This is a genomic window from Luxibacter massiliensis (assembly GCF_900604355.1).
GTDB classification, from domain to species: Bacteria; Bacillota; Clostridia; order Lachnospirales; family Lachnospiraceae; genus Luxibacter; species Luxibacter massiliensis.
Genome location: NZ_UWOE01000001.1, coordinates 2750835 through 2764848 on the forward strand (window position 1 = coordinate 2750835; position 14014 = coordinate 2764848).

The following is a 14014-nucleotide window of genomic DNA, read 5'->3' on the forward strand; positions in this document are numbered from 1 at the left end:
TCTATCTTCCCTCCTTTACTTTTTCCTTTTTTGTATATATGAGTTTCTTAAATTTGGGAAGCACAAACTGTGCGCTGATTGTAATGAATATAATTGCCGTCACAATATCTGTCACAGCCGACGGCACATCTGTAATACGCTCCATATTAATGCCGCCATTTCTCAGCGCGCCGAAAAACAGGCCGGAAAACAATACTCCAATGGGATTATTGTTTGCAAGCAGGGATACCACAATGCCATCCATCCCAAAGTCAGGATTAAACCCGGCAAGCAGGCGGTGCTGCACAGCCGTAACCTCCACGGCACCTATGATTCCGCCAATAGCGCCGCTTAAGGCCATAACCTGCAGAATTGTTTTTTTTGGCTTCATCCCAGAATATTTGGCAAGCACGGGATTAGACCCTACGATCTTGATTTCATGGCCAAAGGCAGTTTTATAAAATATAAATGTCAGTATCACCATAACAATAACCGCAATATAAAACCCAATATTAGCGGAAGACGGCTCAAAATACGCAATACGCGGAAGCCACGTATTTTCACTCAAAACTGCGCTTGCATTCAAGTTTGTGCCCGCCTTAGGATCCCGCAGGGGGCCTGTCACAAGATATTCTACAAACAGGGCCGCAATAAAGTTTAAAAGTAATGTGGACACCACTTCATTTGTGTCCAAATATACCTTCATCAAGGCCGGAATCAGTGCAAAGAGCGCACCTGCAAGCATGGCTGCAAGAAAGATGATGAGAAGTGAGAGTCCCTGGTTCATAGATGAGGGAATGTTGACCGCCACAGCAGTTGCGGCGGCTGCCCCCATATAAAGCTGGCCGTCTACTCCCAGGTTGAATACTTCCGCCTTATATGTAACACAGATAGCCAGTCCGGCAAGTGCCAAAGGGGTTGCCCACCGTATCGTCCCGGCAACGTCCACTGTCATCCCCTCTATAATGCCGTTTACGATAGCAAATGGCTCATAGCCAGACACCCAGAGGAATACTGTAGCCAAAATCAATGCGACTAAAATCAGTCCCGCCTGCTTTGCTACAATGCCGGCCCCCGCAATTATTCTGTTATTCTCTTTATTCTTCATCCCTGTCACCACCTTGTCTTTTAGCGCCTGTCATATACACTGCAATGGTTCTCTCGTCAGCCTCTCCACGCTTAAATTCCGCCATAATTTCTCCTTCATACATCACAAGGATCCGGTCTGAAAGGGATAGTATTTCATCCAGCTCCGCACTTACAAGAAGCACCCCTCTCCCTGAGTCCCGCACCTCAACGATACGGCGGTGGATAGATTCAATGGCTCCGATATCAACGCCTCTGGTAGGCTGCGCCGCTATCAAAAGATCCGGGTCTGCCTCCATTTCCCTGGCAAACACCACTTTCTGCATATTTCCTCCTGAAAGAGTCCCCAGCCTATAATCTGAATCCGGAGTCTTAACGCCAAAATCCCTGCATAAATTTTCTGAAAGGATGTGGAGCTTTTTATTATCCAGAATGCCCCCTTTGCTATATGGCTTCTGGTAGTAACGGTTCAAAATCAGATTATCTCTGATCGAGCAATTCTTCGCGCTTCCCATCTTTAGGCGGTCCTCTGGTATATGGGACATCCCCTCTTCGCGGCGGTTCCGTACACTGAAGGCAGTTACATTTTTTCCCTTGAAAATAACCTGTCCCCCCGCAGGCTGCAGCATTCCTGAAATTGCCTCGATCAGTTCTGTCTGGCCGTTCCCCTCAACTCCTGCCACACCTACAATCTCGCCCCTCCTCACCTGAAAATCTACACCGTTAAGCGCCACAAGACCTCTCTGGTTCAAGGCTTTCAATCCGCTGACTTTCAGCACTTCCTCCCCTGGCTTATATTCCTTTCTCGGAATATCCAGGTTCACCATCCTTCCCACCATCAGGTTAGAAAGACCTTCCGTGTTTGCTTCCTCTGTGCCGAGAGTGCCTGTCACCACCCCTTTTCTCATAACCACTATCTTATCCGTAATAGCCATCACTTCCCGCAGTTTATGTGTGATAAATATAATGGCGCAGCCCTGTGCTTTTAACTGCCTCAGTACTTCTAAAAGCTTGTCTGTCTCTGTGGGGGTAAGCACGGCTGTAGGTTCATCCATAATCAATATCTTCGCCTCTCTGTAAAGAGCCTTAATGATCTCCACCCTCTGTTTTTCTCCCACAGACAGCTGATATACTTTCTCCTCTAAATTGACCGGAAGGTCATATGTGTCCATAATCTCCGTAATTTTTTTCTTTGCCCGCCGTATGTCAATAATTCCCCTTTTTACCGGGGCATTTCCCAGAATAATATTCTGCAGTACACTTAAATTTGGCATCAGCATGAAATGCTGATGTACCATTCCAATCCCCAATTTTATAGCCATGTTGGGAGACTGTATTTTCACCTCTTTTCCGAACAGCCTGATCATGCCTTTGTCAGGTTCTGTCATTCCGTACAGCATATTCATCATGGTTGACTTACCCGCACCATTTTCACCGATCAACCCCAGTATCTGGCCTTCCTCCACAGACAGAGAGACATTGTCATTGGCAATAACCCCGGGATAAAACTTTGATATATTCAACATTTCAACTGCTACTGACATAAAATCATCCTCTTCTACTTTTTCTGTCTTAAGTCTACATGAATCTTTCCCGCTTCATCCCATTCCATGAGAATCTTCATCGCCTCCGCTGCAGCCAGGCAGGCCTTTTCCTCGCCGCCATTATCTCCCCACCGGTCCAGGACACGGTTAGAAATAACAGAAAGAATTGCTCCCATCCGCATCCCGTGCAGGTACCCTACGACAAACTGGCCAGACGTCTCCATCTCAATATTTGTAACTCCTGCCGACTGCAGGTCAGGCACAATCTTCTCTGCAAAGGATGGCCAATATCCTGATCCATCTTCCTGAAGGGGCCTCCCCTGACCGATATAGAAGGATCCAACTGTATAATCAAGTCCCAATCCATAACGAAAACCAAGTCTTTCGCAGGCTTCCATCAGAGCCATAACTACATGTGTATTGGCAAATGCCGGAAACTCAGGCTCTACATATGTGGCAGAGGTGCCATCCTTTCTCACACAGGCAACAGGAATAATCAGGTCTCCTAAGTCAAACTCAGGTACAATACAGCCAGTAGTGCCTACACGGATGCATGTATGGACTCCCAATGTATTTAGTTCATGCAGGCAGATTTCAGAGCTGGGGCCGCCTATGCCAGTAGATGTACACCCCAGCTTCCTCCCTTTATATTGGCCAGTCACAGTTTTATACTCCCGGTATGACGCAACTTCCTCCACATTCTCCCAATTTTTTGCAATTTTCAACGTCCTTTCTGGCGCTCCCGGCAAAATAACATACGAAGGTACATCCCCCTTCTTTAGCTGCAGATGGTAGACCCCCTCATTTTCCGCCTTTGGAGCAGATGCCTTGTTTACATTTTCTTCCATATATATGTCCTCCTCTTTATTTTCCATGTCAATTTTTAGTTTTTATCCTAATACCAGTGCGCTTTACACTGTCCCTTATGCTTTCCTCTTAGGTTTTAGGCCCTGCTGTTTTAGTCTTCTAGTGATATAAAGAAAAGCTGCCTCAAGACTATCCCGTCCTTAAGACAGCTTTTATACATCTTACGGCTGGTTTTTTATCCTCTCCCAGTTTGGAACCTCTGTGTCAAAGGGCACTTCCAATGTACCGTCTGTAATCTGCTTTTCCAATTCCTGTGCTTCTGCAATTGCCTCTTTCATTACCTCCCCATATTCCTCATTGCTGTCTGCAAATCGGTTGAAAGAATCCCAATCCATAAAGTATCCTCCATTAGTAAGGTCACGGATGCCGTGTTCTCCCCCTACAAATTCATCGTTCATGATCATTTCTATTGCCTTATAGACGGTATCGCCAAATCCAATACCCTCAATTCCATAAAATCCCTCATAAGTATCATAGTAGTCTGTTATTTCCCCTGCACACAGGATACCTGCATCTTTACATGCTTCAACTACACCTGCGTTGGATGCTCCTGAGTCAGTCTGTACTACATCACATCCTTTGGAAATCATAGCACTTGTAACCTCTTTTGCCTTGGCAGGATCTTCGTAGCTGCCTACATAAGAGAACTCCACCTCCGCATCTGGATTTGCAGCTTTTACCCCCAGCATAAAACCATTTCCCTCGGCATTGGGAGTAGGCTCTTCTGCTCCTACTACGAACCCTACATGATTCGTCTTAGTCAGCTTTCCCGCAATATATCCGCCCAGATAAAAAGCGCCTTCCCCATGGAATTCTGTATCCCAGATATTCTCATATTTCTCATTTCCGTCATTAATAGTCTGGAAAATTGCCGCATATTTTGTGTCCGGATATTCTGCTGCTACCAGCTTAGTAGCATCTGTCATATAGGCATATGTAGTTACAATCAGATCGTATCCGGCCTTGGACATAGCACGGACGTCCTCCTCATATTTGGATGCCTCTGCAGATTCCAGCTTCTTTATCTCCACGCCAAAATCTTCCGCCGCCTGATCCGCCCCCTTGGCAAGGTCATCCATGGAAGCCTTGTCGCCAAATTTTTGATTGACAACCAGGGCGACTTTTAACTTCTCACTGCCCTCATCCCCGCCAGATTTTGCTTCTCCAGACTCTTCTTTCTTACCGCAGCCTGCCACCAGTCCCACCACCAGCATTCCTGCCAGCAATAACGAAAACAATCTTTTTTTCATCCTTCAACCTTCCTTTCTCACTTGTTTACCTTGTTTGCCTTAATCGGCTGCTCAGTTTTGAAACCCTCCCTCTATAGCATATATTCTCTAGTTTTCTTTACTTCTGCAGCCTTTCTGCTATCCTCTCTGATGCAATTTGTACTTGATCCGTCAATCCCTGTAAATCTATAGTCGTCAGCTGCCTGTCCCGGACAATATGTTTCCCATCCACAAATACATCTGTCACATCCTGGCCTGTGGCATTATATATCAGGCTTGAAGTTACATTCTCACAGGCCCCAACCCTAAGAGGCCTCATATGGGGAGTGCGGGTTTCAATCAGGATAAAATCTGCCTTCTTCCCTGTCTCGATGGTTCCGTAATCCTTCTCTAACCCAAAACACTTTGCGCCATTTATAGTAGCCATATCCAGAATATCTGTCTTTTTCAGGCTTCTGATCCCAGTATTTACCGTATGGAGCAGGGACATTCCTTTCATTTCTCTGAAAATATCATTAGAATTATTCCACATGGCCCCATCCGTTCCCAGGCAGACTGTCACTCCTTTCCGCACCATCTCCGGGATAGGGGCAATGCCATCCTGTATTTTCATCTCACACAGCGGGGTATTGACTACCTTTGTACCTGATTTAGCCAGCTTATCTATCTCTTCTCCCGATGCGTACACTACATGGGAACCAATTACCCCTGCTCCTAAAAAGCCGTGGGAGTACATATACTCTATAGATGTAACCCCGTATTTTTTCAGGACCAGTTCCTGCCTCCATGTGTTTTCTGCCAGATGGCAGGTAAGTTTTAACCCTCTGTCCTCTGCTATTTTGTGTATTCTCTCCATCCTGTCTGTATCATAGTCTTCCTCTGAGACACTTCCCAGCACAGGAATAATTTCTTCCTGCCTGCATGTATCCACATAACTGTCCAGATACACAGAAGGGATAAACTCATCCGGCTTCCCAAAATCCTGCCTGATATCCTCTGCCAACGCCCCTCTGATGCCAGTCTCTTTCATGGCCCGCACAGACATATTCCCCATGCCCCAGTACATATTCTCCATGATGAAGGTAGTTCCCGAAAGCAATGCTTCACAATATGTCAGCTGCCGGGAAGCATACCGGTCTTCATCACTGACCAATGTCCAAAACCATCCTGTATCGGCAAATTCCAGATTCTGTTCCCACAACGTCAAGTCGTCTCCCAGTCCTCTGGCCAATGTCATGTCGCCGTGGCAATGTCCATTCACAAGTCCGGGCATCAAAATTTTCCCTCTGCCATCAACCCAGTCCCTACATTCTGACTGTCCCATCTCCCCTTTACAAATTGCTGTTATACGTCCTCCTGTGATCCCCACAGAACCGATAAAGGGGCGGTATCCGTTATGGCCAGATACAATAATAGCACCGCTGATTCCGGCCTCGTATTTCATGATCCTCACCTGCCATTTCCCCGTGGGGCAGAGTCCCCGCTCCACTGTCTATATATAATAAAAGCACATACTTCTCTTACAGGCTCATCCGGTAGATAGCTTCCACATCATCTGCATCTAAGATTTTTAATCCGCCAATTTTTCCGAACCTGCAAGCATTCTTTGCCATTTCAGAGAATTTCTCATCATTTTCTACGCCTATATCCCTTAACGTTGCCGGGGTACCTAAAAACCTGAAAAATTCACGTAGTTTTTGGATACCTTCTTTTGCCGTATTCTCCTGATGGTATAAGTCGATGTCCACGCCGAATACCCGGTCTGCAAATTGGACAAACCTGGGGATATTGGCCTGATATACATACTCTGCCCAATTTGGAAACAATACAGATAATGTGGCTCCATGCACCGCATTATACTGTGCACTTAGCTGTGCCCCCATTGTATGGGTGGCCCAATCCTGCCCTCTCCCAGTCCCAAGCACCCCATTGTGTGCCACAATTGCAGTCCACATTAATTCCGCCCTGGCATTATAGTTATCTAAATTACTCATCAGAATCCCCGCATTCACAAGAATAGATTTCATCACAGCCTCACACATGTAGTCTGTAAGGTAAGTCTCCCTGGAACTGGAAAAATATCGCTCCAAGACATGGGAAAACATATCTACAATCCCAAATACAGTCTGGCGTCTCGGCAATGTCAGTGTCAAATCTGGGTTCATCAATGTAAATGCCGGCCTCAGACAATCGGCCATAACATCTGCGCTCTCGTTTGTCTCTGTATTTTTGAGCACGCTTCCGTTACTTCCCTCACTCCCTGTTGCCGGCAGCGTCATAACCGTGCCCACTGGAAGAGCCTCCTTAGGAAGCGCCCTGTGTGAATAAAAATCCCAGACATCTCCGGCATATTTTACCCCTATTGAAATCCCTTTGGCCGTATCAATTACACTGCCCCCGCCTACAGCGAGTACACAGCCAACATTCTCCTTGCGGCAGATCTCAATCCCTTCACGTACAAGCTCTACTCTTGGATTTGGCTGCACCCCGGGCAGTTCAAAGCAAGTTACCCCTGCCTCCCCCAAAGCTCTCGTAATCCTTGTATGGAGTCCTGATTCATAAATGTATTTATCTCCATAATGTACAAACAGTACATTGTCCGCATATCTTTTTACTTCCCTACCGCAGAGTAAATCTGCATCTTTTTCCAGTATAAACCTGGTAGGGGACGTAAATTCAAATTGATCCATATATTACTCCCATCTGCCGGCAAGAATCTATAAGCCTTTTGCCGGCTTTATTGTCATATCTACTTCTCACCTATCTTGGCCATGTTGCCGGCAGATTCCTCTTTTATCTCATTTAAAAAAGAAGTCCCTGTGGGAAATTTATAGCCGAAATAATCCGCTGCTGTCGCAGCTATGTCTGCAAAGGTCTGTCTCACCCCTATATCTGTCCCTTTTGCCAGCTGCTTCCCATACAAAACAATAGGAATGTATTCTCTTGTATGATCCGTCCCGGGGGTTGTAGGGTCACAGCCGTGATCCGCAGTAATTAAAAGGATGTCCTCTTCATCCAGCAGTGATATCATGGCCGGTACAAACCGGTCAAAATATTCCAGCGCCTCTCCATATCCCCGGGGATTATTCCGATGCCCGTAAAGCATATCAAAATCTACCAAATTGACAAACAGAAGTCCGTCAAACCCTCTTTTCAAATAAGAAAGTGCCGCCTCGATACCCTCTTTGTTATTCTTTGTATGGTTAATTTCTGTCAGGCCCCTGCGGTTAAAAATATCCTCTATTTTTCCCACCCCTATGACATCCCGTCCATTCTCACTCAGCATATCCAGCACTGTCATTCCGGGAGGGTCTATAGAAAAATCTTTTCTGTTTTCCGTCCGGCAATACTCTCCGCTGGTACCCGTAAAAGGCCTGCATATCACACGGCTGACAGTATCGTCGCCTGTCAGTATTTTTCTTGCTTTCATACAGATTTCATACTGCCGTTGGAGAGGTATTACGTCCTCATGCATGGCAATCTGCATCAGGCTGTCAGCAGATAGATAGACAATTGGATAGCCTGTCCGTATATGCTCATCTCCTAATTCCTTTATAATCTCAGTGCCTGACGCCGGATAATTTCCAATGACCTTTGTGCCAATTTGATGTTCTAATTCTGTAATGATTCTTTGGGGAAATGCCTGGCCGAACACTTTAAACGGAGTCTCTACAATCAACCCAGCAATCTCAAAATGTCCGTTAGTCGTATCTTTTCCTTTTCCCGCTTCTGCAGCTTTTCCATAACATCCTTTTGGGTTTCCCTGCGCAGGTAAACCCGTGCCCTGGATATGAAAAAGGCCCAGATCTTTCAGATTAGGAATGTGGAGGCCATCCATATATTCATTGACATGCCTTAATGTATTGGTGCCGCCGTCACCAAATTCCGCTGCATCAGGCAGCTCGCCTACACCCACACTGTCCAGTACAATTATAGTAAACTTTGCCATATACCCTCCTAAATCCAGCAACCTTCATCCTATTCCTGCTTCTTAAGAAGTCCCGGCCCGTCTCCTTCTTCCCACGCAAAGACTTCCCACACATTACCTTCACAGTCCTGAAAATATGCAGCCCTGGAACCAAACTCATAGGTGGTTGGCCTAACCAGGCAGTTGACGCCATTTCCGATCAGTTCAGAAGCAATATCGTCCACATCTCCCAGCTCAGGCACTTTCACCGCAATCATAAAATGATGTCCCTCTCCATCAATATATTGATGGTCCACAACTTCGCATAGACCCTTTTTGTCCCACAAGGTGACAGCCGTGCCATGAAACTCAAACTCTGCATAGTTTGCATTCTCCGGCGTAGGCTGAAGTCGTTTCACCCTAAACCCAAATTTTTCCGTATAAAATTTCAATGCCCCCTGAAAGTCTTTCACAAACAGGCATATGTCGTTCAGTTTTGTGAGTTTATCCAGTTTTCCCATTTCTTTGCCCCCCTTCCTTTCCAAATATACCTTGTCGGACGAAGTCCGCCCGCCCCTTTGGGCATGCTTTATGGGGTGCCCTCCAAAAGTGAGTTTTACCCATTCCCTTTATTTTTCGCCATTTGCGGCGTTCATAAACCGTCTTTGGTAAGTGATAATCTGTGGCGCAGATGTATTCTGAGCCAAATATGACGGCTCTGTTGTAATAACGATACGGTCTGTCATATCTTTAAATTCTGGCTCCGTCATCAGCTTATCAAGCTCAGGATACATTCTGGAGCCTTCAATGCTGCACACAATAAGCCTCGTATCATCCAGGTTTGAATTCCGCAGCATTCTCAGATTATGGCGCACGCCGTCCATCCCATCAAAGCCTTCCTTTTCATTAATCTTCCTATATTCGACCGTTTCCCTCGCAACCCTCTCTACCAGCCTCAAGTCCGCATCCTGGTCATTCTTTGACAAGAAATCCCAATTAATCATAAAACTTCTCAGGTCTTCCAGAAAACGGTCATCGTATGTTTTCTGATATGCTGTCAAAAGGCCATTTATATATGTAGTAACACCAAAGCGCTGGCGGACAAAGCTGTTAATAAAATAAGGTTTAGCCTGTAATGCCATCCCTGTCTGCCAAGGTTCAAACATCAACGTATAATTTACTCTAAATCCATGCTCCTTCAGCTTAAGCGCCAAATTATGTCCGTGTAGGTAATCGGACGTGGCTGCCTGGTTCCAGCGTGTAGAAAGCCTTTTATTTCCCTCCAGCAATTCTCCTACATTCCCCCCATTGACAGGCCCTGTATGAGGCACTTTAATAACCATCCTATAATCTGAAAACATCTCCCTAAATTCCTGGGCTTCTTCCAGTATTTTCCCAAAATCAGCAAAAGGGTCATTTACCTCCACACTGATGTCACATCCAGGCCCTAAAATATTGGCAATCTCCTGCATGACCTCATTTCTTGTCTTAAATTTCTTCCCCACATTGGCCTCTGGATTATTGATAAACAAGTCATAAATAATCCCCGGGTTGCAGGTGAGGTTTCCGATCAGATTTTTAATCGGTTCCACCTCATAAGGGTTAGCTGTATCTGCGGAAAAGATAAATTTGGTAGGACGTTTTACTCCATTTTTATCATAGGATATATTTCGTACAAGGTCTATTTCCAATATCTGGTTTTTCACCATGTTATATTCAATTTTAAACCCTGCCGGAGTCTCATTTTCCTTTACTTTAAAAAGATCTATCACATCCCGGAACCTGTCACTGGCCTTTATATATTTCACAGTATCGATTAAAAATGCATATTCCTCAAAGCTGATTTTCTGATGAAGCGCCCTCCTGACATATGCCTCATCCCCCGCGGCAATCTGGATATCTCCTCCCACAAGGGATCCTAAATTATAATTTATTATCTGCATCTTACTCCCCCGCTACTTTATTTCTTTTAAATAAGCACTGTACTCTTCAACCAGTTTCCCTGCGCTTCTTGTACCTGCAAGGCTTACCCCCATATGTTCAAACATATGGAGCACGGCCGGCAATGTAAATGTCCTTGGCACTCCGGACACTTTAATCTTTGTGCTGCCGCTTAAGTTCTCTTTCATAATTTTTACCTGCTTAATGGTCGGGAATGCCTGGGAACCTGTGGCTGTCTTTACATATGTAACTCCACATTCACAACATATCTTTGTTAATTCTGCGATTTCCTCATCTGTCAGGAAACCAACTTCAAAAATCAGTTTTGTATCGCAGGTATCCCCGCAAATCCGTACAAACTCGCTGATTTCATGGCGCACATAAGCAAAATCCCTATCCTTCACCGCCCCGATGTTTACCACCATATCACATGCGGTACATCCGATATCTACCATTTCCTGCAGTTCATACAGCTTTGAGCTAGTTGACATGGCCCCATAGGGAAATCCAATCACCGCGCTGGGCCCCACATCTGTTCCCTTTAACTTGTCTACAACAAGCTGTCCCCAACATGAATTTACATTGACTGCATTCACATGGTATCTCTTTGCAATATTGCAGGCCTCAATAATGTCCTTTTTCTGTAAATTAGGCGCCAGATAGGCCAGGTCTAAATGTTTTGCAAACTCTTCGACTGTTAACATCCTTCATCCTCCTGATTTTCTAAATAGCCAGAGCATACTTGATATCTCTTTTGTGATATAAGTTACATTTTTAATATATCATCACTTTTTTGTTATGTCAATAACATTTGTTTATTTTATACCTTTTTACATCTTATATATGTTTCTTTTTTAACTATATTTTGTGTTTTATTTAATTATTTCCATTTATATAAACAATAACTGCTATTTCTTCATGAAAAGTATTGACTTTTTACCGTCAAAATATTATTGTATTAGTTAAGTAATACAGACATAATATTTACTAAGTTTATGGAGGGATTTTTCATGGAACCACTCATTAAAATTGAGAAGATACATAAAATCTACAATCCCGGAGAAAACGAAGTGCGTGCGCTTGATGGAATCGACTTGGAGATTCGGCGCGGAGAATTTGTTGCCATTATAGGCCACTCTGGTTCTGGAAAATCGACACTGATGAATATGCTGGGCTGCCTTGACGTCCCCACGTCAGGAAACTATTTCTTAAATGGGCAGGATGTTTCCAGACTGACTGACAATCAGTTGTCCGATATCCGAAACAAAGAAATCGGCTTTATCTTCCAAGGATTTAATCTCGTCGCAAACCTCGACGCCGTAGGAAATGTAGAGCTGCCTCTCATTTACAGGGGACTGGGAAAACAGAAGCGGCGCCGGATAGCGGTAGCTGCCCTGAAAAAGGTGGGGTTAAGCGCCCGCCTTAAGCACAAACCCAACGAGCTGTCCGGAGGGCAGCAGCAGAGAGTCGCCGTGGCCCGGGCCATAGCGGCCCAGCCGCCGATTATTTTGGCCGATGAGCCTACCGGTAATCTGGACACTAAATCTACGAAGGAAATTATGGAGATTTTAAAGGGACTTCACAGAAGCGGGCGCACGGTTATCATCATCACTCATGATGACGAAATCGCCCAGCAAGTGAACCGTGTTGTCCGTATTATTGACGGGCACATAGAAGATGACTATATAAATGAAGAAAGGGAGGGAGCATAACATGTTTTCCAAAAAGAAAAAACAGCAGGATGTCACTTTTGAGACCATAGATGCAGATAGTTTTCAAGACGAGGATACTCTTGACCTGGACGATGAAGCCATCTCCAAACCACCGAAGAAAAAACTTCCCGGATGGGTGATTATTCCCGTAGTTGGAGTTGTTATAATCACAACTGTAGTTATCTCCCAACTCACCAAAGGGGATAGCCAGTCCCAAAACACATCTCTGCAGGTTTCGGAAGTCACAAGTGGGAATATCAAGGAAGTATACAATGCAAGCGGAAAAATAGAAAGCGAAAATACAAAGACCTACTATTCCCCTGTCACGGCCCCCATCTCAGAATGTAAGGCTGTCGTGGGAAACACTGTTAAAGCAGGGGATGTATTAATTTCATTTGATACCACCAATCTGGAAAGAGATAATCAACAGGCACAGCTCACCTTGGAGTCCAGCCTGAACTCTTCTCAGGCCACAAAGGCCCAGAATGCGAAAGCCATCGATGCGGCCAATGCCGCCTCTGCGCAGGCCGCCGAACAGGCCAACAAACTGGCCGAGGATGTAAACAGCCTGGCTGGCCAGGTGGATGCAGCTTATGCCCAGTTCCAGGCTAACCTTGCCGCTTCTGACAGCCAGGCACAGGCTAACCAGGCAAGCCGCGAAGCTCTGCAGCAGCAGATAGACGAGCAGAATGCCATTATGCAGGAGAACCAGAATATCATGAATTCCGTGGAAACCGGATACAATGGAAGGCGGGCCGAAGCGGAGGCTGCAAAGGCCAAAGACCCTGCCTCCCTGACTGATGAGGATAAGGCCCTGATCCAGGCTTTTGACGACTATGATGCTGCACAGGCCGCATATACAGACGCCAAAAATAAATACGACCAGGCCCAGGCTGACATGGGCAATATTGCCGATACAGAAGTGGACGATGCTGGATATGCTGAACTTCAGGCCCAGTATGAAGCTACATACGCTCAATGGGAGGCAGCCTATGCCGCCGCTTCCACCTCATCTGCAGATACGGGGATGTCCTCCGCTGAACTTGCAAACCTGGACATCAGTGATAATTTAGCTGAGCTTGCCGCCCTGACGCCTGCTGAGCTGGTTCAGAAAGGTAAGGAGGGCATGAAGGCCGATATGAACGGCGTCATTGCTTCTGTAGATGCACTCCAGACAAATGCCGCCACACAAGGAATGGCCATGTTTTCTGTGGCAAGCATGGATAAGGTACGGGTAAAAATAGAAGTTTCTCCTGATGACTACGAAAAAATGAAGGTCGGAAATAAAGCCTCTGTCACAGTCGGAGATTTCAAATATCAGGGGACCCTGACAAAAGTCAATAAAATTGCCCTGGACAACGCCAAAGGAAACCCTGTCATTGGGGCGGAAATTCACATCGACAATCCAGATGATAATCTGTGTATTGGGGCCACAGCTAAGATTACTATGACAGTTGCAGAGGCCAATGATGTACTTGTTGTCCCCACAGAAGTCATCAACACTTCTGCAGACGGAGATTTTGTCTATGTCATAGAAAATGGAGTAGTTAAGAAAAAAGCAGTGGAGCTGGGTACCTCCTCCACCACACAGATTGAAATTAAAAGCGGGCTAAAAAAAGGAGACCAGGTTGTAAACGACCTGAATGTTGACATCCAGGAAGGCATGAAAGCTTCTGCAGTAGAAAAACAGGATACCGATGCCGCAGATGCCGAGTAGAAAAGCATGTCAATAGAAAGAAAAGAGGACAT

Annotated in this window: 12 protein-coding genes; 2 read left to right on the forward strand and 10 right to left on the reverse strand. The window is 45.5% G+C overall.

Annotated elements, in window-relative coordinates; genetic code table 11:
- Window position 1 precedes the first annotated feature (1 nt).
- The 10 genes from EFA47_RS12610 to deoC all read right to left on the reverse strand — a co-directional run bounded on the left by EFA47_RS12610 (window position 2) and on the right by deoC (window position 11257).
- Window positions 2-1087, reverse strand: coding sequence for an ABC transporter permease (locus EFA47_RS12610; RefSeq protein ID WP_122643603.1), 1086 nt, complete (start codon window positions 1085-1087; stop codon window positions 2-4).
- The gene (locus EFA47_RS12615; protein WP_122643604.1) at window positions 1077-2609 is read right to left on the reverse strand and encodes an ABC transporter ATP-binding protein; all 1533 of its coding nucleotides are present in this window, start codon (window positions 2607-2609) and stop codon (window positions 1077-1079) included. Before EFA47_RS12615 ends, EFA47_RS12610 begins: the two co-directional genes overlap by 11 nt.
- Before the next feature lie 14 nt (window positions 2610-2623).
- Window positions 2624-3457 (reverse strand): nucleoside phosphorylase, encoded by an 834-nt coding sequence (locus EFA47_RS12620; RefSeq protein WP_122643605.1) that lies wholly within the window; start codon window positions 3455-3457, stop codon window positions 2624-2626.
- Window positions 3458-3637: 180 nt separating this feature from the next.
- Window positions 3638-4726, reverse strand: coding sequence for a BMP family ABC transporter substrate-binding protein (locus EFA47_RS12625; RefSeq protein WP_122643606.1), 1089 nt, complete (start codon window positions 4724-4726; stop codon window positions 3638-3640).
- A gap of 97 nt (window positions 4727-4823) precedes the next feature.
- Window positions 4824-6149 (reverse strand): amidohydrolase family protein, encoded by a 1326-nt coding sequence (locus EFA47_RS12630; RefSeq protein WP_122643607.1) that lies wholly within the window; start codon window positions 6147-6149, stop codon window positions 4824-4826.
- A gap of 76 nt (window positions 6150-6225) precedes the next feature.
- Entirely contained in the window at window positions 6226-7395 is a 1170-nt protein-coding gene (locus EFA47_RS12635; protein WP_122643608.1) for an iron-containing alcohol dehydrogenase, read from the reverse strand.
- Between the two features lie 59 nt (window positions 7396-7454).
- Window positions 7455-8654, reverse strand: a complete 1200-nt coding sequence (locus EFA47_RS12640) for a phosphopentomutase (RefSeq protein WP_122643609.1) — start codon at window positions 8652-8654, stop codon at window positions 7455-7457.
- Between the two features lie 29 nt (window positions 8655-8683).
- Window positions 8684-9133: a VOC family protein gene (locus EFA47_RS12645; protein ID WP_122643610.1), complete on the reverse strand. Its 450-nt coding sequence runs from the start codon at window positions 9131-9133 to the stop codon at window positions 8684-8686.
- A 108-nt stretch (window positions 9134-9241) separates the two neighbouring features.
- Window positions 9242-10555: a transaldolase family protein gene (locus EFA47_RS12650; protein WP_122643611.1), complete on the reverse strand. Its 1314-nt coding sequence runs from the start codon at window positions 10553-10555 to the stop codon at window positions 9242-9244.
- Between the two features lie 12 nt (window positions 10556-10567).
- Window positions 10568-11257 (reverse strand): deoxyribose-phosphate aldolase, encoded by a 690-nt coding sequence (gene deoC, locus EFA47_RS12655; protein WP_122643612.1) that lies wholly within the window; start codon window positions 11255-11257, stop codon window positions 10568-10570.
- A gap of 306 nt (window positions 11258-11563) precedes the next feature.
- Here deoC and EFA47_RS12660 point away from each other — a divergent pair, with 306 nt between their 5' ends.
- On the forward strand, window positions 11564-12265 hold the full coding sequence (locus tag EFA47_RS12660) for an ABC transporter ATP-binding protein (protein ID WP_122643613.1): 702 nt from the start codon (window positions 11564-11566) through the stop codon (window positions 12263-12265).
- Window position 12266: 1 nt separating this feature from the next.
- A complete protein-coding gene (locus EFA47_RS12665) occupies window positions 12267-13982 on the forward strand; it encodes an efflux RND transporter periplasmic adaptor subunit (protein ID WP_122643614.1) in 1716 nt (571 codons plus the stop codon).
- Window positions 13983-14014 lie beyond the last annotated feature (32 nt).

Excerpts from the sequence above, each read along its gene's own strand:
- EFA47_RS12610 (WP_122643603.1), bottom strand. The coding sequence starts at position 1,087 with ATGAAGAATAAAGAGAATAACAGAATAATTGCGGGGGCCGGCATTGTA.
- EFA47_RS12615 (WP_122643604.1), bottom strand. The coding sequence starts at position 2,609 with ATGTCAGTAGCAGTTGAAATGTTGAATATATCAAAGTTTTATCCCGGG.
- EFA47_RS12620 (WP_122643605.1), bottom strand. The coding sequence starts at position 3,457 with ATGGAAGAAAATGTAAACAAGGCATCTGCTCCAAAGGCGGAAAATGAG.
- EFA47_RS12625 (WP_122643606.1), bottom strand. The coding sequence starts at position 4,726 with ATGAAAAAAAGATTGTTTTCGTTATTGCTGGCAGGAATGCTGGTGGTG.
- EFA47_RS12630 (WP_122643607.1), bottom strand. The coding sequence starts at position 6,149 with ATGAAATACGAGGCCGGAATCAGCGGTGCTATTATTGTATCTGGCCAT.
- EFA47_RS12635 (WP_122643608.1), bottom strand. The coding sequence starts at position 7,395 with ATGGATCAATTTGAATTTACGTCCCCTACCAGGTTTATACTGGAAAAA.
- EFA47_RS12640 (WP_122643609.1), bottom strand. The coding sequence starts at position 8,654 with ATGGCAAAGTTTACTATAATTGTACTGGACAGTGTGGGTGTAGGCGAG.
- EFA47_RS12645 (WP_122643610.1), bottom strand. The coding sequence starts at position 9,133 with ATGGGAAAACTGGATAAACTCACAAAACTGAACGACATATGCCTGTTT.
- EFA47_RS12650 (WP_122643611.1), bottom strand. The coding sequence starts at position 10,555 with ATGCAGATAATAAATTATAATTTAGGATCCCTTGTGGGAGGAGATATC.
- deoC (WP_122643612.1), bottom strand. The coding sequence starts at position 11,257 with ATGTTAACAGTCGAAGAGTTTGCAAAACATTTAGACCTGGCCTATCTG.
- EFA47_RS12660 (WP_122643613.1), top strand. The coding sequence starts at position 11,564 with ATGGAACCACTCATTAAAATTGAGAAGATACATAAAATCTACAATCCC.
- EFA47_RS12665 (WP_122643614.1), top strand. The coding sequence starts at position 12,267 with ATGTTTTCCAAAAAGAAAAAACAGCAGGATGTCACTTTTGAGACCATA.